Source organism: Pantoea sp. X-Soil-TKNS-1207 (assembly GCF_059730485.1).
The window spans coordinates 2,242,602-2,263,951 of the sequence record NZ_AP035958.1 but is presented as its reverse complement, the minus strand read 5'-3'; the positions used below and the strand labels follow the sequence as shown (position 1 = coordinate 2,263,951).

The 21,350-nt window shown below is 57.1% G+C and carries 18 protein-coding genes; 9 read left to right on the top strand and 9 right to left on the bottom strand.

Annotated elements, in window-relative coordinates; genetic code table 11:
• Nucleotides 1-124 precede the first annotated feature (124 nt).
• Entirely contained in the window at nucleotides 125-1,789 is a 1,665-nt protein-coding gene (locus AC6I8V_RS10620; protein ID WP_497842241.1) for a methyl-accepting chemotaxis protein, read from the top strand.
• Here the strand turns inward: AC6I8V_RS10620 and AC6I8V_RS10615 are convergent.
• The gene (locus AC6I8V_RS10615; protein WP_497842240.1) at nucleotides 1,747-2,628 is read right to left on the bottom strand and encodes a LysR substrate-binding domain-containing protein; all 882 of its coding nucleotides are present in this window, start codon (nucleotides 2,626-2,628) and stop codon (nucleotides 1,747-1,749) included. The two genes, AC6I8V_RS10620 and AC6I8V_RS10615, sit on opposite strands and share 43 nt — an antisense overlap.
• Before the next feature lie 126 nt (nucleotides 2,629-2,754).
• On the opposite strand from AC6I8V_RS10615, the gene AC6I8V_RS10610 reads away from it, so the two are divergent.
• Both AC6I8V_RS10610 and AC6I8V_RS10605 read left to right on the top strand, forming a co-directional pair.
• The gene (locus AC6I8V_RS10610; protein ID WP_497842239.1) at nucleotides 2,755-3,921 is read left to right on the top strand and encodes a methionine aminotransferase; all 1,167 of its coding nucleotides are present in this window, start codon (nucleotides 2,755-2,757) and stop codon (nucleotides 3,919-3,921) included.
• Between the two features lie 15 nt (nucleotides 3,922-3,936).
• Nucleotides 3,937-4,716, top strand: a complete 780-nt coding sequence (locus tag AC6I8V_RS10605) for an ABC transporter substrate-binding protein (RefSeq protein WP_497842238.1) — start codon at nucleotides 3,937-3,939, stop codon at nucleotides 4,714-4,716.
• A gap of 64 nt (nucleotides 4,717-4,780) precedes the next feature.
• On the opposite strand, the gene pepT is transcribed toward AC6I8V_RS10605, so the two are convergent.
• Complete coding sequence (gene pepT / locus AC6I8V_RS10600) at nucleotides 4,781-6,007, bottom strand: peptidase T (RefSeq protein ID WP_497842237.1); 1,227 nt, start codon at nucleotides 6,005-6,007, stop codon at nucleotides 4,781-4,783.
• 128 nt (nucleotides 6,008-6,135) lie between these two features.
• On the opposite strand from pepT, the gene AC6I8V_RS10595 reads away from it, so the two are divergent.
• Nucleotides 6,136-7,731, top strand: coding sequence for an ABC transporter substrate-binding protein (locus AC6I8V_RS10595; protein ID WP_497845815.1), 1,596 nt, complete (start codon nucleotides 6,136-6,138; stop codon nucleotides 7,729-7,731).
• Between the two features lie 3 nt (nucleotides 7,732-7,734).
• Here AC6I8V_RS10595 and AC6I8V_RS10590 read toward each other — a convergent pair whose 3' ends face one another.
• Nucleotides 7,735-8,661: a LysR family transcriptional regulator gene (locus AC6I8V_RS10590; protein WP_497842236.1), complete on the bottom strand. Its 927-nt coding sequence runs from the start codon at nucleotides 8,659-8,661 to the stop codon at nucleotides 7,735-7,737.
• Between the two features lie 149 nt (nucleotides 8,662-8,810).
• Between AC6I8V_RS10590 and AC6I8V_RS10585 the strand changes: the two genes are divergently transcribed.
• Together AC6I8V_RS10585 and AC6I8V_RS10580 are read left to right on the top strand one after the other, a co-directional pair.
• Nucleotides 8,811-10,211, top strand: coding sequence for a M20 family metallopeptidase (locus AC6I8V_RS10585; RefSeq protein WP_497842235.1), 1,401 nt, complete (start codon nucleotides 8,811-8,813; stop codon nucleotides 10,209-10,211).
• Nucleotides 10,208-11,482: an MFS transporter gene (locus tag AC6I8V_RS10580; RefSeq protein WP_497842234.1), complete on the top strand. Its 1,275-nt coding sequence runs from the start codon at nucleotides 10,208-10,210 to the stop codon at nucleotides 11,480-11,482. Before AC6I8V_RS10585 ends, AC6I8V_RS10580 begins: the two co-directional genes overlap by 4 nt.
• 51 nt (nucleotides 11,483-11,533) lie before the next feature.
• Here AC6I8V_RS10580 and AC6I8V_RS10575 read toward each other — a convergent pair whose 3' ends face one another.
• From AC6I8V_RS10575 to AC6I8V_RS10560, 4 genes are all read right to left on the bottom strand, one after another.
• Complete coding sequence (locus AC6I8V_RS10575; protein WP_497842233.1) at nucleotides 11,534-12,733, bottom strand: hypothetical protein; 1,200 nt, start codon at nucleotides 12,731-12,733, stop codon at nucleotides 11,534-11,536.
• A 209-nt stretch (nucleotides 12,734-12,942) separates the two neighbouring features.
• Complete coding sequence (aldA, locus tag AC6I8V_RS10570; RefSeq protein WP_497842232.1) at nucleotides 12,943-14,379, bottom strand: aldehyde dehydrogenase; 1,437 nt, start codon at nucleotides 14,377-14,379, stop codon at nucleotides 12,943-12,945.
• Nucleotides 14,380-14,582: 203 nt separating this feature from the next.
• Nucleotides 14,583-14,681 carry a YoaK family small membrane protein gene (locus AC6I8V_RS10565; RefSeq protein ID WP_007887946.1) on the bottom strand — a complete coding sequence of 33 codons (99 nt, stop codon included), beginning with the start codon at nucleotides 14,679-14,681 and terminating at the stop codon, nucleotides 14,583-14,585.
• A 25-nt stretch (nucleotides 14,682-14,706) separates the two neighbouring features.
• A complete protein-coding gene (locus tag AC6I8V_RS10560; RefSeq protein ID WP_497842231.1) occupies nucleotides 14,707-15,030 on the bottom strand; it encodes a hypothetical protein in 324 nt (107 codons plus the stop codon).
• Between the two features lie 366 nt (nucleotides 15,031-15,396).
• On the opposite strand from AC6I8V_RS10560, the gene rhaT reads away from it, so the two are divergent.
• Nucleotides 15,397-16,431: an L-rhamnose/proton symporter RhaT gene (gene rhaT, locus AC6I8V_RS10555; protein ID WP_497842230.1), complete on the top strand. Its 1,035-nt coding sequence runs from the start codon at nucleotides 15,397-15,399 to the stop codon at nucleotides 16,429-16,431.
• 177 nt (nucleotides 16,432-16,608) lie between these two features.
• On the opposite strand, the gene rhaR is transcribed toward rhaT, so the two are convergent.
• Nucleotides 16,609-17,493 carry an HTH-type transcriptional activator RhaR gene (gene rhaR, locus AC6I8V_RS10550; protein WP_497842229.1) on the bottom strand — a complete coding sequence of 295 codons (885 nt, stop codon included), beginning with the start codon at nucleotides 17,491-17,493 and terminating at the stop codon, nucleotides 16,609-16,611.
• A 15-nt stretch (nucleotides 17,494-17,508) separates the two neighbouring features.
• The gene (rhaS, locus tag AC6I8V_RS10545; protein ID WP_497842228.1) at nucleotides 17,509-18,330 is read right to left on the bottom strand and encodes an HTH-type transcriptional activator RhaS; all 822 of its coding nucleotides are present in this window, start codon (nucleotides 18,328-18,330) and stop codon (nucleotides 17,509-17,511) included.
• A 292-nt stretch (nucleotides 18,331-18,622) separates the two neighbouring features.
• Between rhaS and rhaB the strand changes: the two genes are divergently transcribed.
• Both rhaB and AC6I8V_RS10535 read left to right on the top strand, forming a co-directional pair.
• Nucleotides 18,623-20,104, top strand: coding sequence for a rhamnulokinase (gene rhaB, locus AC6I8V_RS10540; RefSeq protein ID WP_497842227.1), 1,482 nt, complete (start codon nucleotides 18,623-18,625; stop codon nucleotides 20,102-20,104).
• On the top strand, nucleotides 20,088-21,344 hold the full coding sequence (locus AC6I8V_RS10535; protein WP_497842226.1) for an L-rhamnose isomerase: 1,257 nt from the start codon (nucleotides 20,088-20,090) through the stop codon (nucleotides 21,342-21,344). Before rhaB ends, AC6I8V_RS10535 begins: the two co-directional genes overlap by 17 nt.
• Nucleotides 21,345-21,350 lie beyond the last annotated feature (6 nt).

Genomic DNA, 21,350 nt, shown 5'->3' with positions numbered 1-21,350 from the left:
TTCATTGCTTACCCAGCAATTAATTAGCTTACGAAACCAGTACATTTTCCCTATCCACTGCCGATAAACGCAATATGCCCGATTTTATCGGGCCTCCATTGCGTTTCACATCAAGGGATTTCGTATGGGTATCTTAAAAAACTTCACCATTCGCGCAGTAATGCTCACCATTCTTGGGTTGTTTTGTCTGTTGTGGTGCGTTGTCGGTCTGTTTAGCGTCCACTCACTGAACGCCCTGAGTGATGGCAACGAGATTGACCGACAGCTGGTCAATCAGATGACGGCGCTGAGTAAGGGAAATGATCAATATTTTCGTGTTGTTACGCGCCTTTCTCGCGTAATGGAAACCCGTGCGGCGGGCGCAACCCCGACCGCCGATGCTTTCGCGCCGGTACAGCAGGCGCTGGACAGCATGAAACAACAGCTCGACCAGTTTAAAGCCATGGCGCCTGGCCCGATGGATGCCGACACCGTCAACAGCGTTATTGCCAACTGGCAAAAACTGCTGGATGAGGGTATTACGCCGCAGGTTTCGCTGGCACGGCAGGGAACGCTGGAGGCGTATCGCGCGCAGGCCAACAATGTGACCCCGGCGCTGAGCCGCGCCTTTGGTGCCAGCGCGGATAGCTTTAACCAGTCCGCAGGAGCGAAGCTGGATGACACCCGCGTCACCGTGGATAAACTGACCAACGTCACGAAGATCATTATCCTGGTGGCGGTAGCGGCAGGGTTGCTGATCCTGCTGTTTACCGATCGCTATCTGGTCGCCATGTTGGTCAAACCGCTGGAACGCATTCGCAATCACTTCGCGGTAATCGCCCAGGGGGATCTTAGCCAGCCGGTAGAAGAGTTTGGCCGCAACTGCGTCGGCAAACTGGTGCCGCTGCTGCGCGCCATGCAGGACAGCCTGCGTGAAGCGGTCAGCGCCATCCGCAGCGGTACGGAAAACATTTATCGCGGCGCGGCGGAAATCTCCGCCGGCAACAACGATCTCTCCTCACGCACCGAAGAACAGGCTGCCGCGCTGGAGCAGACGGCCGCCAGCATGGAAGAGTTAACCGCGACGGTGAAATTTAACGCCGACAACGCGCGTCAGGCCAGTTCGCTGGCGGAAACCGCCTCCGGCACCGCGCAGCAGGGCGGCCGCCTGGTGGGTGAAGTGGTCACCACCATGGAAGGCATCTCCGGCAGTTCGAAGAAGATCGCGGAAATCACCAGCGTTATCAACAGCATCGCCTTCCAGACCAATATCCTGGCGCTGAACGCCGCGGTGGAAGCCGCACGCGCCGGTGAGCAGGGCCGCGGCTTTGCCGTGGTCGCCAGTGAAGTGCGTAATCTGGCGCAGCGCAGCGCCGGGGCGGCGAAAGAGATCGCCACGCTGATTGAAGATTCGGTGCAGCGCGTCGAGAAAGGTTCCGAACTGGTCAACAGCGCGGGCAGCACCATGCATAACATCCTGAAATCAGTGCAGGATGTGAATGAGATCATGAAGCATATCGCGGCGGCGTCTGAGGAGCAGAGCAAGGGGATTTCGCAGGTCGGCACTGCCGTCACCGAAATGGACAGCGTCACCCAGCAGAACGCCTCGCTGGTGGAGCAGGTGTCTGCCGCTGCCAGCGCGCTGGAACGTCAGACCGAAGCGTTGCAGGCATCCGTGGCGAAGTTCCGTCTCTCGGACCATGCGCCCGTCAGTCCGGTGGCCGCGCCCGCGTTGCGCCGTCCGAACCTGAGCGCCGCGCCTGCCGTTCAGTCCAAATCCGCCAGCGCCGACGAATGGGTTTCATTCTGAGGCTGACACAACCATGCCACCAGTTCCCGCAGGAACGGTGGCGCATCCTGCTGTGCACGTTGTAACAGGCTGTAGCTCGCCCCGGTGGTCACGCAGTGGTCAAACGGGGCGATCAGGCGGCCATTCGCCAGATCGTTCTGCACCAGCGACACATCCGCCACCGTCACGCCAAATCCCTGAATCGCCGCACTGATCGCCAGATCCATGGTTGCAAAATGCTGATTACGCGCCATCGGCACGCTGACCTGTTGTTGCTGTAACCACAGCTGCCAGTCGCGCTGATCATTGGTGGGATGCAAAAAGGTGAAGCGCGCCAGCGCAGCCACGCTGGCAGGCGGAGCCACGCTGCTTGCCAGCACCGGCGTCAGACGTTCATCAAACAGATGAATCGCCTCGGCGGGGGCGCTACCATAGACGATCGCCGCATCGAAGTTGTCGAGCTGTGAAGCGTGGTCGAGGGTGGTTGTCAGCGCCACATGGATCTCGGGCCGTTGCTGCTCCAGCGCCACCAGACGCGGCACCAGCCAGCGCATGGCGCAGGTGGGGGCTTTCAGGCGAATCGAGGCGTTGCTGCGGCTGGCTTTCTCCGTGGCATTCACCAGCATGGCAAAGCCCTGCTGCAACTCCGGCAGCAGCGCCGCCCCCTGCGACGTCAGATGCAGGCCGCGTGCATGGCGTTCAAACAGCGCAAACCCCAGCCAGCTCTCCAGCGAGGCGATTTTGCGGCTGACCGCGCCCTGCGTAATACAAAGCTCGCTGGCGGCGCGCGTCAGATTGAGATGGCGCGCCGTGACCAGAAAGGCGTGAATGGCGTTGAGCGGCAGAGCGGAGCGGGACATAACGGCCTCAAGCTATGAGTTTAAGTCATGGCTATTATGACAACAATTCGCTTGTCGACTCAAGCCACAGGCCGTTGAATAGAAATCTGATTTCTTTACGTGGTTATGCAACCTTGCGGAGTAGCGATGTCTCTTCATTCAAGTGTCCGGATTCATTCTAAATTGCCCGATGTCGGTACCACCATTTTCAGCGTGATTGGTCAGCTTTCGGCGCAGCACAAAGCCATCAACCTGTCGCAGGGCGCGCCCAACTTCCCGTGCGATCCGCAGCTGGTCGAGCTGGTCAGCACCGCCATGCGCGAAGGGCATAACCAGTACGCGTCATTGACCGGCCTGCCCGCGCTGAAAGAGGCGCTGGCGGCGAAAGTGCAGACGCTGTATGGCCAGCAGTACGATGTGGGCAGCGAAGTGCTGATCACCGGCAGCGCCAGCCAGGGCATTTATATGGCGATTTCCGCGCTGGTGCATCCGGGTGATGAAGTGATTTTCTTCGAACCGGCCTTCGACAGCTACGCGCCGGTGGTGCGTTTGCAGGGCGGGACGCCGATCGGTCTGAAGTTGCAGGTGCCGGATTTCGCCATCAACTGGGACGAACTGCGCGCCAGCATCACGCCACGCACCCGCATGATCATCATCAACACGCCGCACAACCCGAGCGCGCAGGTATTAACCCCGGCGGATCTGGATCAACTGGCGGCGTTGACGCGCAATACCGATATCGTGGTGTTGTCCGATGAAGTGTACGAACACATCGTGTTTGATGGCCGTCCGCATTGCGGCATGGCAACGCACCCGGAACTGGCGCAGCGCAGCGTGATCGTCTCCTCATTCGGGAAAACGTTCCATGTCACCGGCTGGCGCGTGGGTTATGCGCTGGCGCCGGCAGAGCTGATGACCGAGATCGTCAAAGTGCATCAGTTTATGATGTACGCCGCCGATACGCCGATGCAGGTGGGTTTCGCCCATTATCTGCAAAAGCCGGAAAACTATTTGCAGCTGTCGCCGTTCTATCAACAGAAACGCGATCGCCTGCTGGCGCTGATGGCCGATTCGCCGTTTAAACTGCTGCCGTGCGCCGGTTCCTTTTTTGTTTTAGCCAGTTACGGACATTTCAGTGACGAAAGCGACAGTGAAATGGTAAAACGTCTCATCGTCGATCACGGTGTGGCCACCATCCCGTTGTCGGCGTTCTATATGGATGGCACAGACAATAAATTAATTCGCCTGTCGTTTGCCAAAGACGATGCGACATTACAGGCCGGGGCAGAAGCGCTCTGCCGGGTCAAAGGGTAACTTAGGGGTATAACAATGAAAAAATTAAACGCACTGTTTGTGGCGCTCGGCATGATGACCTCTGTTCATGCATTCGCGCAGGAAACCTTACGCTACGGTCTGGAATCACAGTATCCGCCGTTTGAAAGCCGTAACGCCCAGGGCGAGCTGGAAGGCTTTGACATCGAGCTGGGCAAAGCGATTTGCCAGAGCGGTAACTTCAAATGCAGCTGGGTGGAAAGCAGCTTTGATGCGCTGATCCCGGCCTTGCAGGCGAAGAAGTTTGATGCCATCAACTCGGCGATGAACATCACCGAAGCGCGCGCGAAAAGCATCGATTTCACCAAACCGATCTACCGCATCCCGACCATGCTGGTGGCAAAACAGGGCCAGGGCCTGCTGCCGACCGCGGAGTCGCTGAAAGGTAAAAACATCGGCGTGCTGCAAGGCTCGATTCAGGAAACCTATGCCAAGAAGCACTGGGAACCGCAGGGCGTTACCGTGACCTCGTATCAGGATCAGAACCAGGTTTACAACGACATGGTCGCCGGGCGTCTTGATGGCACGCTGGTGATGTCAGCAGCGGGTCAGTCGGGCTTCCTTGATAAGCCGCAGGGCAAAGGTTTCGCTTTTGTCGGCAAGCCGGTAGAAGACGACACCATTCTGGGTTCCGGTATCGGTTTCGGTTTGCGTAAGGGCGATGCGAAGCTGAAGCAGGAGCTGGACGCCGCGATCACCAAAGTGCAGACCGACGGCACGGTGAAGAAGCTGGCGGCGAAGTTCTTCCCAGGCATCGATGTCAGCACGGCGAAATAATCTTTCAGGGTGCGCAGAAATGCGCACCCTGCGTATTGACGGCATTTATGCCGACCGGATTAATCTATTTCGCGGCCAGAGAACACAACGCTTCCGCCACCTGGTACGACTTCACAAACGACGGCACCGGCAAAAATTCAAAGCGCGAATGGAAATTGTGCGCGCCGGTAAAGAAATTCGGCGTCAGTAATCCTTTGGCCGAGAGCGCCGCGCCATCGGTGCCACCGCGCATCGGGATTACCTTCGGTTCAATCCCCAGCTGCGCCAGCGCCGCAAAAATTAAATCAATCGCGCGACGATCTTCACCTATCGCGTTGCTGATGTTGCTGTAAATATCGTTAATGCTCAGCGCCACCTGGCCGGTGGGATACAGGGCCGCGATCTCATCCGCCACTTCCACCAGCTGCTGCTTCTTCGCATCAAAACCACGTAAATCGAAATCACGGATCGAGGCTTTCAGCACCGCGCGGCTGGCATTGGCCTGCATATCATTAAACCAGATGTAGCCTTCGCGTCCTTCGGTGTGCTCCGGGGTCGCCAGCCGATCGAAACGGGCAATAAAGTCATGCGCCATTAGCAGGGGATTGACCAGCACCCCTTTGCCTGACATCGGATGCGCCGGTACGCCAGTGAACACCAGTTCCGCCGCCGCCGCGTTAAAGTTCTCGTACACCACTTCACCCAGCTCGCAGCAGTCGATGGTCCAGGCGAAGTCGACGTTAAAACGCTGCTCCAGATCGAGCGCCTTGGCGCCGCGCAGGCCGATCTCCTCATCGGGTACGAAGGCCACCACAATATCGCCGTGCTCGCCTTGCAGATTTTCCATCAGCGTCATCACCACCGTGACCGCCGCCTTGTTATCCGCGCCCAGCACGCTGGTGCCGTCGCTGAAGATAATCTGCTGTCCCTGGTACGGCAGGATCTCCGGGTGCTCCGCCACGCGCAGCCAGATATCCTGGCTGGCATTGAGGCACAGATCGTCGCCGTTAAAGGTTAAGGTTTGTGGATGAATATCCGGCGATAGCCCGACATCCACTGTATCGATATGGGTGATAAAGCCAATCCGCGCTGCGCCCGGCTGATTGCCGCGTTTTAGCGCCGTCACCGTGGCGTGTTCATCGATCACCACGTTTTCCAGCCCCAGCTCACGCAATTCGGCGGCCAGCAGCGCCGCCATGGCGTGCTGTGACGGGGTACTGGGTAAGGTGGTGGCTTTGGCATCGCTCTGGCTGGAGACCGCCAGATAACGATAGAAACGCTGTGTCAGCTGGCGGGCGAGTTGGTCTGTCATCACAATTCCTTATCAGTCGCACGGCGTTGCTCGTTCGCACGGCGGCTAAATCATGTTATTTATTAACCAGATGAACGTTTGGTATACCGATGCTGGGTTATGGAAGTCAATAAAAAGCGAGAGGCATGATGAAAAAAATGATGGCAAAACTGACGCTCACCGCGCTCGGTCTGGCGATTGCGGGCGGCGTTTCAGCAAAAACCCTGGTTTACTGTTCCGAAGGATCGCCAGAGAACTTTAATCCGCAGCTCTATACCTCGGGCACCAGCGTGGATGCCAGCGCGGTGCCGGTATTTAATCGTCTGGTCGATTTTACCCCCGGCACCACGCAACTGGTGCCGAGCCTGGCGCAGAGCTGGGATATCAGCCCGGACGGCACGGTTTACACCTTCCATCTGCGTCAGGGGGTGAAATTCCACAGCAACAAATTCTTCCAGCCCACGCGAGATTTCAACGCGGATGACGTCATCTTCTCGTTTATGCGGCAGATGGATAGCAAAAACCCGTACCACAACGTCTCGGGCGGTACCTACACCAACTTCGACAGCCTGGAACTGGCAACGCTGATCAAAAAAATCGACCGGGTGGATGACCACACCGTACGCTTCACGCTGGCCCATGCAGAAGCCCCGTTCCTTGCCGATCTTGCCTGGTATTTCGCCTCGATCCACTCCGCCGAATATGCCGACAAGATGCTGAAGGCCGGGACGCCGGAGAAAGTGGATATGAACCCGATTGGCACCGGGCCATTCGAACTGGTGCAGTATCAGAAAGACTCGCGCATCCTCTACAAAGCGTTCCCGGATTACTGGCAGGGCAAAGCCAAACTGGACCGCATCGTGTTTTCCATCACTCCGGATGCCTCGGTGCGTTATGCCCGGCTGGAGAAAAATGAATGCCAGGTTATGCCATTCCCCAATCCGGCTGACCTCGATGCGATGCGTAAAAATCCGGACCTGACGCTGATGCAGAAATCCGGACTCAATACCGGATTTCTGTCGTTTAACACCACCAAACCGCCGCTGGATAACGTGAAAGTACGCCAGGCGCTGGCGATGGCGATCAACAAGCAGGCGATTATTGAGGCGATCTTCAGAGGCACCGGCACGGTGGCGAAAAACATTCTGCCGCCGGACGTCTGGAGCGCAGATAACGATATTAAGGATTACGACTACGATCCGGAAAAAGCCAAAGCGCTGCTGCAACAGGCGGGGATCAAACCGGGCACGGAAATCTCCCTGTGGGCGATGCCGGTGCAGCGACCTTATAACCCGAACGCCCGACGTATGGCGGAGATGATTCAGGCCGACTGGGCAGCCGTGGGGATCAAAGCCAATATCGTCAGCTATGAATGGGGTGAATATCTCAAGCGGGTGAAAAGTGGCGAGCATCAGGCGGCGTTAATGGGCTGGACCACCGCCACCGGCGACCCGGATAACTTCTTTGGCCCGCTGTACAGCTGCACCTCGGCCAACGGCGGCTCCAACTCGTCAAAATGGTGTTACCCGCCGTTTGAAAAGATCATCACCGAAGCGCGGGCCGAGCAGGATCACAGCAAACGCATCGCCCTGTACCGCGAAGCGCAGCAAATCATGCACGACCAGATGCCTGCGGTGATGATCGCGCATTCGACCATTTTCGAGCCGGTGCGCAAATCTGTCAGCGGTTATCAGGTGGATCCGTTCGGCAAGCACATCTTCTATCCGGTGGATATGCAGCCGTAAGGGTTACGGCTTCCAGCGCAATTGCAGCGGCGCTTCCATCGCGTTCAACTGCTGCAACAGGAAATCGAGAAACACCGTCAGGGCGGCGCTGCGGGGTCGCCCTGATTGCGTCTGGAGCTGCAACGTACGCTGGTTCAGCTGATCGATTCCTACCGAGCGCAGCAACAGGCCGTGGGTTTCCGCTTCATACAGCACGGTAAACGGGCTGCTGATGGTGATCGCCAGCGGGGTGCGCAGCAGAAAATGATACAGGGTGGAGAAGTTGTCACAGGTCAGCACCGGCTCAATCACATGGCCGCTCATATGGCAGGAGAGATCAAACAGCTGGCGCACCGTGGTGTTTTGCTCCGGCAGTGCCAGCGGATACTGGCTGAGGTCGGCCAGCGTTACCCGTTCGGCATGGGCCAGCGGATGGCTGTGATGCATCACCAGCAGCACCGGCGCGGGCCAGGAGCCAATCACATCTACGCCGCGCTCGGCGTGCAGGCTGAACTGCAACGCCAGATCGCATTCGCCATTACGAATCAGCTCCGCCACGCCCTGGGTACTCGCCACTTTCAGGTTGAACAGGACGCCGGGATGGCTGGCGCGGAAACCAGCAAACAGGCGCGGCAGCAGGGTAAAGGCCATGCCGTCGGTACAGGCAACGCGGATCTGCGTGCGCCGCACCGCGGTTAATCCCTTAATCTCCGCCAGCGCATACTCCATATCCAGCATATTTTTGCGGACGTGGTGGGCAAAAATTTCACCCGCTTCATTCAGCACCATGCCGCGCGCGTGGCGATCGAACAGCGGCACGCCGACCTGATTTTCCAGTCGCTGGATCTGGCGGCTGATGGCCGACACCGCGACGAACAGCTGCTCACTGGCGGCGCTCAACGATCCGGCGTTGGCGACGGCCAGAAAATAGCGAATTTCATTACTCAGCACGTCCTGCCTCCTGATGGTGCATGCCTCGTTATCGGGCAGCTTAGCTTTGCTTTAAAAGCAAATCTTACTCGATAAATTGATAATTGTGGCAAATCAGCCTTTCCGCAAAGATAAGGATGATGATAAAACCAACAAAAGACAGGGCAAACATGACAGCACAACAGGTCGTTCAACAGGCCAGCGACTATTTCGACAGCGGGGAATTCCAGCAACTGCTGGCGCGCCGCGTGGCGCTGGTCACCGAAAGCCAGCGCGCGGACCGTGGTGAGGAACTGCATCACTACCTGCACGCCGAGATCGGCCCGCAGCTGAGTGCGCTGGGCTTCACGCTGCATTTTATCGATACCTTCCTGGTGGCGGTACGTATTGAAGATCCGGCACTGCCGACGCTGCTGAGCTACGGTCACGGCGATGTGGTGTTTGGCGATGATGAGAACTGGCGCGATGGCCTGTCGCCGTGGCAGCTGAAAGAAGAGGGCGACCGCTGGTATGGTCGCGGCAGCGCGGATAATAAGGGCCAGCACTGCGTCAATCTGGCGGCGCTGGAGCAGGTATTTAAGGCCCGCGACGGTCGCCTTGGCTTTAACTGCAAAATGCTGTTTGAAATGGGCGAGGAGATCAGCTCACCGGGCCTGGCGGAACTGTGTGAACAGCATGGCGAGCTGCTCCGGGCCGATCTGTTTATCGCCTCCGACGGTCCGCGCCTCAATGCGGTCCGTCCGACGCTGTTTCTTGGCTCGCGTGGCTGCGTCAATTTCCGTCTGACCATTAACGCGCGTGACAACGCCTATCACTCCGGCAACTGGGGCGGTTTGCTCACCAACCCTGGCACCCAGCTGGCGAACGCCATTGCCTCGCTGGTCAACGCCCGTGGTGAGTTGCAGGTGGCGGCGCTGAAGCCAACCTCGCTGACCGATGATGTGCGCGCCATTCTCAGCGACATCGAGGTTGGCGGGATGCCGGGCGATCCGCAGATTGACGTCAACTGGGGTGAACCGGGACTGACGCCGACTGAACGCCTGTACGGCTGGAACACGCTGGAAGTGCTGGCGTTTCTCACCGGCAATCCGGCGCGTCCGATGAACGCCATTCCGGGCGAAGCCAGCGCGGTCTGCCAGCTGCGTTTTGTGGTCGGCACCGACTGGCAAAACCTGGTCCAGCACATCGAAGCGCACCTGCAACAGCATGGTTTTCACCAGGTCAGGGTCGAATTTATGCGTGGATCGCCGGCCACCCGTCTCGATCCCACCGATCCGCTGGTCAACTGGGTGCTGGCGAGCATGGCTGAAACCAGCGGCAAAAAACCGGCGCTGCTGCCGAATCTCGGTGGATCGCTGCCGAATGAAGTGTTCTCCGATATTCTCGGCCTGCCGACGCTATGGGTGCCGCACTCCTATCCGGCCTGCGGTCAGCATGGCGTCAACGAACATATGCTGAAATCCATTGCGCGCGAAGGGCTGCAAATTATGACGCGCCTGCTGTGGGAATTGGGTGAGCAGGGCGCGGATCTGATTGCCCGTCACCGCGCCCACGCCGGAGGTGCCAAATGAGTAGCCTGAGCCAGAGCGCACCGGCCAGCGCGGTTAAACCCAGCCTGCATAAAACCCTGTTCGCCACCTGTATCGGCAACGCGCTGGAGTGGTTTGACATCGCGGTATACGGCTTTTTCGCCAGCTATATCGCCCATGCCTTTTTCCCGACCAGCGATCCTTCGGTATCGCTGCTGCTGACGTTCGGCAGCTTTGGCGTCTCCTTCCTGATCCGCCCGCTGGGGGCGATTGTGCTGGGCAACTACGCCGACCGCCACGGTCGTAAAAAGGCGCTGCTGCTGTCGATCAACCTGATGATGCTGGGTGGCGCCATCATCACCCTGATGCCGGGCTATGCCTCGATCGGCCTGGCTGCGCCGGTGCTGATCCTGCTGGCACGTCTGATTCAGGGCTTTTCTGCCGGTGGCGAGTTCGGCAGCTCCACGGCGTTTCTGGTGGAACACTTCCCGGAGCGTAAAGCCTTTATCGCCAGCTGGCAGTTCGCTACCCAGGGGGCGAGTACGCTGATGGCGTCGGCGTTTGGTCTCGGTCTGACGCAGATCCTGACGGAAAGCCAGATTCAGGATTGGGGCTGGCGTATTCCGTTTGCCTTTGGCCTGCTGATCGGCCCGCTCGGCATCTATATCCGTCGTCACGTACATGAACCGGCCAGTTTTGCACAACACCAGCCGGAAGCGGCGCCGCTGAAACGGCTGTTTGGCCGCCAGAAGGAGCTGATGCTGCTGGCTATCGGGCTGATGGTGATCTCCACCGCCGTGAATTACATGCTGAACTACGTGCCGACTTACGCCACCAAAACGCTGCATCTGCCGGGTTCTGCGGCCTTCAGCGCCACGCTGCTGGCTGGGGTGATCCTGACGGTGGTCACGCCGCTGATGGGGCTGTGGGCGGAGAAGGTGGGGCGTGTGCCCCTGATGTGGGGATCATTGATTCTGCTGATCGTCACCATCTATCCGGCATTTAAAATGGTGGTCAATCACACCACGCCAACCACGCTGATGCTGCTGGTGGGCTGGATGGCGCTGCTGAAGTCGATTTACTTCTCGACGGTGCCGTCGGTGATGGCGGATCTGTTCCCGGTGGGAACGCGCGCCAGCGGCATGGCCATTAGCTACAACGTGGCGGTGACGGTGTTTGGTGGCTTTGCCCCGCTGCTGTGTACCCTGCTGATCAGCGCTACCGGCACCAGCCTGGCGCCGAGTTATTATCTGATGGCGGTGGCACTGCTGAGCGGCATCGCGCTGCTGCGCAGTAAACAGCGTTTAGCCTAACTTTCTGGTGTAAATGAAAAGGTCGCCATTGCTGGCGACCTTTTTAACTTTTTAGCGCTGCTGGCGGCAGTAGGTCCAGTTTGATATTCCCTGGCAGGTATAAATGCTGGGTTGATTATAAACCGGCACGCTGGGAGTCGGCGGCGTATAGCTCTGCATACTGTTAATTGCGCTGGCCTGCATATTTTGCGCCGTGCGGTTGAGGTCAGCCATCGATTGATTCAGCGCCTGAAGTTGCTGCTGTTGCAATTGCTGCTGCTGTATTGCCAGCAGCGTCGCATTCTGAATTTGTTGCATACGTAACGCGCGTTCACGTTTATAATATTCGCTGCTTCTGACAAATTCAGCTTTATACGATTCGAACGGTTTGATATTACAAAACTCGCTGACATCCGCCGGTCGGTTTTTCTTTTGGCAGATCGCATAGGCAAGCGTTTTCACTTTCTCTTTGCCGATATCTTTAGCCATATTGGCTTTGGCTGCCAGGTTATTTATCGTGGCAAACTCCTGCTCGAAATAGGGCAGCATCGCGGAAGCATCATAATTTGTGCCGTTGATATTACTAACAACCTGACCGTTCTGTAATTTTACCGCTTTGAAGATCAAGGTGTTTTTGGCGGAAATATCAAACTCAGCGACGACGTTTACGGTGCTGTCGTTGGATTGAATGACTTTAATGGTCAGCCCGCTTTTAACGTAGCGTGAGATCAGGAAAGTCAGGCCATTGGCAAGATTGGTGGCTGTTGAATACTCTCTGCCGTTGGCAATATCGACGTATTGCAGCACATTAATCAGCGAAGCGTAGCCATTTTCAGTATTCACCAGCATATTATTCGCCGAGATGGTATGCGCATCGAGAACACCGTGGGTAACGAAATTACCTGAGCTGGGGAAACTGCCATAATCCACGGGTATACCACTGCCCTGATACTCTTCTACCCAGAATATCTTTTGCCCTTCATTTATTAATACAGACAGCCCCAGTCCTTCCGCATAGCCATTATTACAATCACCATACCATTTTGTTTCTGGCTGCGGGCTGTTTGGTGCTAATCCGAGGGCAACCAGGCAGGGTTTGGTGATATTGACGGGCTGAACTTTGACAACGTTCACTATTGGCGTGTGGTTATCATTATTTTGTGATTTCAGACTTTCAACCTGGCTGATTATAGGGGCGGTGTCTAATTTTGGTGTGGTTTGTGCGCAGCCCGTTAACGCCAATAAAGCCAGAAGAGGTATTTTTATTTTCACGCTTATTCCCTGAATCTAATCCTGAAAGTGTTGGCGTATATTATATTTTTAGTTTGTATGTACATATACGTAATGCACTGAGGTGCCATGATTTTCTTTATGTGGCGTTTGATGTTGCAGATTTTTGTTTTGGAGGGGTTATGTCCTGATAACGGGATGGATGCCGACGTTTAGCCTGGCCGACAGTGAAGCCGACCAGGCCATGTCAATTACGAGAATTGCAGATACGCGACATGGGTTTGCAGATACTCTTCCAGTCCGTGACGGCCATCGGCGCCGCCGACACCGGACTTACGCCAGCCCGCATGGAAGCCCTGCATCGCTTCGAAATTCTCGCGGTTGATGTAAGTTTCACCGAATTTCAGCTGACGCAGCGCAATCATCGCGGTATTCAGGTTTTGGGTGTAAATCGATGAGGTCAGGCCGTATTCACAATCATTCGCCAGAGTAATCGCTTCATCCAGGGTTTTAAAGGTCATCACCGGCAGCACCGGGCCAAAGATCTCTTCGCGCATGATCTCCATATCCTGACGTACGCCGGTAATAATGGTCGGTTCAAAATAGAAGCCTTTATCCCCGGCGCGTTTACCGCCCAGCACCACTTTGCCGCCTTGCTCGATTGCCTTCGCCACTTTCTGCTCAACGCGACCGAGCGCGGCTGAGGTGATCAGCGGCCCCATATCAATATCGGTTTGTTCCGCCGGGTTGCCGAATTTCACCTGTTTAAAGGCGTCGGTCAGCGCGTTGATAAAGCGATCGTAGATGCCTTCCTGCACGTAGACGCGTTCGGCACAGTTACAGACCTGCCCGGTGTTGATCACGCGCGAGCTGACGATGGCTTTAACCGCCAGATCGAGATCGGCATCGTCCATCACGATAGCCGGCGCCTTGCCTCCCAGCTCCAGCGACACTTTAGTGACGTTTTTTGCCGCCGCTTCCATGGTGGCGATACCGGCGTTGACGCTGCCGGTCAGACTCACCAGACCCACTTTCGGGTTAGCCGCCAGCTCCTGACCTACTTCCGGGCCATAGCCGAAGACGAAGTTGATCACGCCTTTTGGCAGCTGAATGTCCGCCAGAATCCGGGCGAAAATCGCCGCGTTATTCGGCGTCAGCTCGCTCGGTTTAATCACGATGGTGTTACCCGTGACCAGCGCCGGTGCGGCTTTGCGCGCAATCAGGAAGAACGGAAAGTTCCACGGCAAAATACCGGTGGTGACGCCAATCGCTTTCTTAAACACGAAGATGTTTTCATTGGGACGATCGCTGTTGACGATTTCACCTTCATAACGGCGCGCCCATTCGGCCATATATTCGAGATAATCGGCGGTGAACAGCACTTCGGTTTGCGCCAGGCCCTGGGTCTTACCGCCCTCGGCAACGATGGTGGCCGTCAGTTCCGCTTCGCGCTGACGAATACCGGCCGCGATTTTACGCAACCAGTTCCCGCGCTCCACCGCGGGCAGCGCTTCCCAGCCTGGCTGGGCCGCTTCTGCGGCGGCAATCGCCTGAGCGGCTTCCTGCTTTGTCCCTTCCGGCACGCGCGACAGCAGCGCTTCGGTGGCCGGGTTAATCACTTCAATCCACTTATCATTCTGGTGCGTAACAAATTCGCCGTTGATGAAATGTTGATGGTGCGTTGTCATCTGTAGGGTCTCCGCGATCGGTTTCGTTAAATTTGTGTGAAATGCAGAGTGAAACAGATCAAGCTGTAGCACCTTTTTCTCAGTGCCAACGCGCTTTGCCAGATGGCAGAGAAGGGAAGAACGGCATGACAAACGCAGCATAACGGATGAAATGCTGCGTATTCAGCGGGTTAGTGACGGGCGCGGCGGAGTCCGAAAAGCTGTCAGGAGCCGGGCATCGCGGCGCCGCTGGCGATAAACCAGGCGAGGAAACTGATACCGGCAATAATAATGGCGATGGGGAAAAGCAGTCCGATTTTCATGGTAGTCCTGAGAGTAAAAGCGGGTTCAGGCCAGCTGAACCAGGGCGCGATGCGTTTTCATCATACTGAACAGCTGAAACTGCGTAGCATCGTCCACTTCACGCAGCAGCTCACCTTTTTGATACTGAATACTGTGGATATGCCCCAGTTGCCGCCACACCACGATGGCTGACGCCAGCAGGGCGCAGTTATCTTCGCTTTGTACGCATTCGAGGCGGGCGTAGCGCGTCTCTTCCAGTCCATTAATAAACACGTTAAGCGATTCCGGCGGCACAATCGCCCGGATATCATCAAGCATTACGCGACTCACCGGACGCGAGAGCAACAGCGTCAACCATTTGGTATTCATCTCATTCCTTCGTCCTGATGATTTCCCCAACGTTATACGGATTTATCGTAGCCGGGGGAAGCCGCGAAGCGTGCTTTGTGTGATTGCCATGTTAAGCCAATGTTTGGCAGTCAGGTTAAAACTGTGCTGATCAACACATCATTTCCAGAAAAAATTGATAATAATAAAAGGGTTATCTGTTTTTCTAACGCGCCTGCCCGCAAATGCGATTTTGTGATCCGCATATTGAGTACCCACCGGATTTTGCCAACCACGCAACATCTCCGGCAGCCATCCAAAGGCTGAGGAAAAGCTGCCCGCCGTAGACTGCCGGTAATCGGGAGACCGTCGGTTTCCTGTTGGCCTCAACCTTACGAAGGAATAACAATGAACAGTGCCATCATTGCAGGTATTTTCTGGCATCTGGTGGGTGCCGCCAGTGCCGCATGTTTTTATGCCCCATTTAAACAGGTGAAAAAGTGGTCCTGGGAAACCATGTGGTCGGTCGGTGGCATCATGTCCTGGCTGATTCTGCCGTGGGTAGTGAGTGCGGTGCTGCTGCCAAACTTCTGGGCGTACTACGGCAGCTTTAGCTTTTCACAGCTGCTGCCGGTGTTTCTGTTTGGCGCCATGTGGGGCATCGGTAACATCAACTACGGTCTGACCATGCGCTACCTCGGGATGTCGATGGGTATCGGTATCGCCATCGGTATCACGCTGGTCGTGGGAACGCTGATGACGCCGCTGTTGCAGGGACGTTTTGTTGAACTGTTCAGTTCCACCGGCGGTCGCTTAACCCTGCTGGGGGTGTTTGTGGCGCTGATTGGCGTGGCGATTGTTTCCCGTGCCGGTTTGCTGAAGGAGAGGGCGCTCGGCATCAACGCCGAAGAGTTCAACCTGAAAAAAGGGTTAGTGCTGGCGGTGATTTGCGGCATCTTCTCCGCCGGTATGTCATTTGCGATGGACGCGGCGAAACCGATGCATGAAGCCGCTGCCCAGCTGGGCATCAATCCGTTATATGTGGCGCTGCCGAGTTATGTGGTGATTATGGGCGGTGGTGCGCTGGTGAACCTGGCGTACTGCTTTATTCGCCTGGCAGTGAAATCCGATCTGTCGGTGCGCGCCGACTTCTCTGTGGCGAAACCGATGCTGCTGGCGAACATCGCGTTTGCCGTGCTGGGCGGCACTATGTGGTATCTGCAATTTTTCTTCTACGCCCGGGGCCACGCCAGAATTCCGGCGCAGTATGATTTTGTCAGCTGGATGCTGCATATGAGTCTGTACGTGCTGTGCGGCGGCCTGGTCGGGTTGGTGATGAAGGAGTGGAAATCGGTCGGTCAGCGTCCGGTGCGCGTGCTGTCGCTGGGTTGCGTGGTGATTATTATTGCCGCCAATATCGTGGGCCTGGGGATGGCGGCCTGATTTCTCTGCGGTGGCCATTAATGGCCACCCTACACCGGATTCACCTTCGCATGGACCTGGGAATGGCGGCCTGATTTCTCTGCGGTGGCCATTAATGGCCACCCTACACCGGATTCACCTTCGCATGGGCCTGGGGATGGCGGCCTAATTTCTCTGCGGTGGCCATTAATGGCCACCCTACATTGTAGGGTCAGCATTTATGCTGACCGGGTTAACCATCACTGCGGGACGCGGCAAAAACCGTTGTCGCCAGGCGCTTGGGGTCAGGCCGGTTTCCCTTGTAAACACCACCGAGAAGTAATTGCTATCATCAAAGCCGCAACGCGCGGCCACTTCACTGATTAACCAATCCTGGGTACGCAGCAGATATTTCGCCTGGCACAGTTGCAGCTGGCGCAGGTAGTGACCCACGGTCATACCGGTTTGCTGACGAAACAGCTGTTTCAGCGCCCGTTCGCTCAGCGCATTTTGCTGGCAAAAGGTCGCGAGGTCGAACGGACGATCAATCGCGCCCTGCAACGCTGACATCAGCAAATCCAGCTGTTCGCCTTCCGGCAATGCCCACGGGCGATCCGCAACATAGCCGTGACGACGCAGAATCAGCGCCAGCTGCAAAAACAACGCCTCAGAGAGCTGGATGGAGAGCGGGTCGCTTTTGCGGCTTTCACGCTCCAGCTGGGTGATGACGCCCCGCGCCAGCGCCATGCCGCGCGTGGTTAAGCGCCAGCTGCCTGGCGATTCGGCGTCATGTGGCGGCAGCAACTGGCTCCAGTCCAGTCCGAGATGAAAACGGTCGCGGCAGTAGAGAATATTATCCAGCACCAAATCGTTGACGCTGTCATAGCTGTGGCAGTCGTTATCACGGATGTAGAACACGTCCCCGCAGGTGATCAGCCACGGGTGATCGTTCAGCACATGCAGACCGTTGCCGCGCCAGACAATCACAATTTCACTGAACTCATGGCGATGGGGCGGAAAGGAGGGTTGCGGCAGGCGTTCGGCCACCGCAATCGGCAGACTGGGGGCCGGGAAATAATCTTCGCGCGACAAGATCAGCGACATGAGGCTAACTCCAGATCACAACATCTGCTGGCGCTCCGCTCGGGGCGCACAGCCAAATTCCCGCCGAAACAGCGTGGAAAAATGGTTGCTGTCACCAAATCCACACTGGTAGGCGATATCCGTAATGCGCATATCACTATGACGCAGCAGATGGCGCGCCTGTAACAGGCGCAGCCGGTTCAGGTAGCGTTGCGGCGTGTTGCCGGTCTGCTGTTTCATCTGGCGATGCAGCGTACGCAGCGACAGCGAAAAACGATCGGCCAGCGCTTCCCAGGCAATCTCTTCACTGTAGTGCTCATTCAGCCAGTCGAGCAATCGGTGCAGCCGCGCTTCCTGATCCTGCGCTGCATCGTTGTGACCCGCCTCGCGCAGCAGCACCAGCAGTTGCAGGAACAGCTGCTCCTGATGCGCCTGCTTCTCCAGAGACCAGACGCCCTGCTGATTCATCTGCGTCACAAGCTGCAACGCCTGGCTCATCACCCTGTTATTGATGCGCCAGTGCGAAGCATAGTTGCCATCCTCTTCTCGCGGCAGCAACGCCTGCAAGCCGGAGAGAAAGCGAAACGCCGCTGGGCTGCGATACAGCACATTGGTCAGGCATAGGTTTTCAGTTTGCTCATACAGATGGCGATCGTGATCGCGCACGAAGCAGACGCACCCGGCGCACAGCGCCTGCGGTTGACCATTAAACACATGGATGCCCGATCCCTGTTCTACCAGCACGATTTCGTGGAAATCATGATGGTGCTCGGGAAACGCCTGCTGCGGCACACGCGGCTCGATGGCAATGGCGTAATCCCCGGCAGGGAAGAAGTCTGCGCTGTGTAAAACGGTCATGGTTCGCCTCTCATTATTAACAAAACCGTAACCGAGTCTACCCACGCGGTTCGCACCTTACCTTGAATTTTGCACCGGGCGATGCAGGAAAATGGCTAATTTTTCAAGATCTCGCGCGTTGATCGAGAAAATGCGGCGAAGCTCACAACTCGGTGCTTGTGTGGTTCTGTGAGCTGTCTCACGAACATCTTTGCCACCGTGCCAGCGGCAATGGCGCGCTGGCAGTAAGGGGAAGGTGGCAAAAAGGCAGGATTTCTACTCTGTATGCATCTCATCACAGGAAGAACACGCCATGAGTATGCGTAACATTGTTGCCATTGATTTAGGCGCATCCAGCGGGCGCGTGATGCTCGCTCAGTGGACCTCCGCAGCGCAACACATCACCCTGCGCGAAGTTCGTCGTTTCGCCAATCAACGCGTGCGTCGGGCCGGATATGACTGCTGGGATCTGGATTGTCTTGAGCAGGAGATTCGTCAGGGACTGCAACAGCTGGATGAGGAAGGCATTGTGCCGGACAGCATCGGCATCGATACCTGGGGCGTAGATCTGGTGTTGCTGGATGCAGACGGCCAGCGAGTGGGTGAAGCGGTGAGCTACCGCGACGCCCGCACCCAGGGGCAGATGGCGCAGGCGCTAAACGATCTCGGTAAGGCGGCGATTTATCAGCGTACCGGCATTCAGTTTCTGCCGTTTAATACCCTTTATCAGTTGCGCGCGCTGCATCAGCAGCAGCCGGACTGGCAGGCGCAGGTAAAACACGCGCTGATGATCCCGGACTACCTGCATTATCGCCTCACCGGTCAGCTGAACTGGGAATACACCAACGCCACCACCACGCAGCTGCTGAATATCACCAGCGGCGAGTGGGATCGCGATCTGCTCGCCTGGGCCGGGGTGGATGCCGCCTGGTTTGGTCAACCCCACGCGCCAGGCAATACCGTCGGCCACTGGACCAGCCCACGCGGCCATGCCATTCCGGTGATTGCCGTGGCTACCCACGACACCGCCAGTGCGGTGCTGGCCACGCCGCTGATGCAGGAGGATGCCGCCTATCTCAGCTCCGGCACCTGGTCTCTGATGGGCATTGAAAGCCTGCAACCTTGTCTCAGCAGCGCTGCGCTGGACGCCAATATCACCAATGAAGGCGGCGCAGAAGGCTATCGGGTACTGAAGAACATTATGGGTCTGTGGCTATTGCAGCGCGTATGCAGCGAGTTACAGATCACCGACCTTTGTGCATTGATTCAGCAGGCTGCCGATGAGCCTGCCTGTCGCGCGCTGATCAATCCCAACGCCAGCCGTTTTATCAACCCGGACAGCATGGTGCAGGAGATCCAAAACGCCTGCGCCGAGCAGCATATGCCGATTCCGCAGTCGCCGGCCGCACTGGCACGCACCATCTTCGACAGCCTGGCGCTGCTGTATCGCCAGGTGATTGGCGAGTTGGGCCAGCTGCGCGCTGCGCCGATTGGCCAGCTGCATGTGGTGGGCGGCGGCTGCCAGAACCCGCTGCTGAACCAGCTGTGCGCCGATGCCTGCCAGCTGCCGGTATTCGCCGGGCCGGTGGAAGCTTCGACGCTGGGTAATGTCGGCTGCCAGTTAATCGCCCTCGGCGAATTGCGCGATGTTGCCGATTTACGCCGCTGCATCAGCCAGAACTTTCCGTTAGAAAAATTTGCCCCGCTTAACAACAGCGCTTTTCGTGCCAGCCAGGCACGCTTCGCCGCGCTGAGCCAACCCGCTAAGGAACTCGCTTATGACAAAGCTGATTGAACAGGCCTTTGAACTGGCTAAACAACGTTACGCCGCGATTGGCGTGAATGTGGACCAGGTGATGTCGCAACTGGATGGTATTCCGGTGTCGATGCACTGCTGGCAGGGTGATGACGTACGTGGTTTTGAAAACCCGCAGGGGGCGCTGACTGGCGGCATTCAGGCCACCGGTAACTATCCCGGCAGGGCGCGTAACGCGGTGGAACTGCGTGCTGACCTCGACAAAGCCATGTCGCTGATCCCCGGCGCCAAACGCCTTAACCTCCATGCCATCTATCTGGAAAGTGACAAACCGGTGGAACGTGACGCCATTGAACCGGCGCACTTCAGCAACTGGGTGGAGTGGGCGAAAAGCAACAAACTGGGGCTGGACTTTAACCCCACCTGTTTCTCCCATCCGCTCAGCGCCGACGGTTTTACCCTGTCTCACGCTGACAACGGTATCCGCCAGTTCTGGATTGATCACTGCAAAGCCAGCCGCCATATCTCCGCCTCATTCGGTGAGCAGCTGGGTAGCGCCTCGGTGATGAATATCTGGGTGCCGGATGGCATGAAAGATTTGACCGTGGATCGGCTGGGGCCACGTCAGCGTCTGCTGGCGGCGCTGGATGAGATCATCAGCGAGAAACTCAACCCGCAGCATCATATCGATGCGGTGGAGAGCAAATTGTTTGGTATCGGCGCCGAAAGCTACACCGTCGGCTCCAACGAATTTTATCTGGGGTATGCCGCCAGTCGCCAGACTGCGCTGACGCTGGATGCGGGCCACTTCCATCCCACCGAAGTGATCTCCGACAAAATCTCCACCGCCATGCTGTATGTGCCGCGTCTGCTGCTGCATGTCAGCCGCCCGGTACGCTGGGACAGCGATCATGTGGTGATTCTGGATGACGAAACTCAGGCGATTGCCCATGAGATCGCGCGGCAGAAGTTGTTCGACAAGGTGCATATCGGCCTCGACTTCTTTGATGCCTCGATCAACCGCATCGCTGCCTGGGTGATCGGTACGCGCAATGCCAAAAAGGCGCTACTGCGCGCACTGCTGGAGCCGACTGACCAGCTGCGCAAACTGGAAGCGGAGGGGGATTACACCGCCCGTCTGGCGCTGCTGGAAGAACAGAAATCACTGCCGTGGCAGGCGGTATGGGAAGCCTGGTGTCTGCGTCACGATGTACCCGCCGACGCCAGCTGGCTGAGCGATGTCCGTCATTATGAACAACAGATTCTGGCTCAACGTTAAGGGACA

Bases quoted from the DNA above. Each gene is read 5' to 3' on its own strand.
- AC6I8V_RS10620 (WP_497842241.1), top strand. From the start codon at position 125: ATGGGTATCTTAAAAAACTTCACCATTCGCGCAGTAATGCTCACCATT.
- AC6I8V_RS10615 (WP_497842240.1), bottom strand. From the start codon at position 2,628: ATGTCCCGCTCCGCTCTGCCGCTCAACGCCATTCACGCCTTTCTGGTC.
- AC6I8V_RS10610 (WP_497842239.1), top strand. From the start codon at position 2,755: ATGTCTCTTCATTCAAGTGTCCGGATTCATTCTAAATTGCCCGATGTC.
- AC6I8V_RS10605 (WP_497842238.1), top strand. From the start codon at position 3,937: ATGAAAAAATTAAACGCACTGTTTGTGGCGCTCGGCATGATGACCTCT.
- pepT (WP_497842237.1), bottom strand. From the start codon at position 6,007: ATGACAGACCAACTCGCCCGCCAGCTGACACAGCGTTTCTATCGTTAT.
- AC6I8V_RS10595 (WP_497845815.1), top strand. From the start codon at position 6,136: ATGAAAAAAATGATGGCAAAACTGACGCTCACCGCGCTCGGTCTGGCG.
- AC6I8V_RS10585 (WP_497842235.1), top strand. From the start codon at position 8,811: ATGACAGCACAACAGGTCGTTCAACAGGCCAGCGACTATTTCGACAGC.
- AC6I8V_RS10580 (WP_497842234.1), top strand. From the start codon at position 10,208: ATGAGTAGCCTGAGCCAGAGCGCACCGGCCAGCGCGGTTAAACCCAGC.
- aldA (WP_497842232.1), bottom strand. From the start codon at position 14,379: ATGACAACGCACCATCAACATTTCATCAACGGCGAATTTGTTACGCAC.
- AC6I8V_RS10565 (WP_007887946.1), bottom strand. From the start codon at position 14,681: ATGAAAATCGGACTGCTTTTCCCCATCGCCATTATTATTGCCGGTATC.
- AC6I8V_RS10560 (WP_497842231.1), bottom strand. From the start codon at position 15,030: ATGAATACCAAATGGTTGACGCTGTTGCTCTCGCGTCCGGTGAGTCGC.
- rhaT (WP_497842230.1), top strand. From the start codon at position 15,397: ATGAACAGTGCCATCATTGCAGGTATTTTCTGGCATCTGGTGGGTGCC.
- rhaR (WP_497842229.1), bottom strand. From the start codon at position 17,493: ATGTCGCTGATCTTGTCGCGCGAAGATTATTTCCCGGCCCCCAGTCTG.
- rhaS (WP_497842228.1), bottom strand. From the start codon at position 18,330: ATGACCGTTTTACACAGCGCAGACTTCTTCCCTGCCGGGGATTACGCC.
- rhaB (WP_497842227.1), top strand. From the start codon at position 18,623: ATGAGTATGCGTAACATTGTTGCCATTGATTTAGGCGCATCCAGCGGG.
- AC6I8V_RS10535 (WP_497842226.1), top strand. From the start codon at position 20,088: ATGACAAAGCTGATTGAACAGGCCTTTGAACTGGCTAAACAACGTTAC.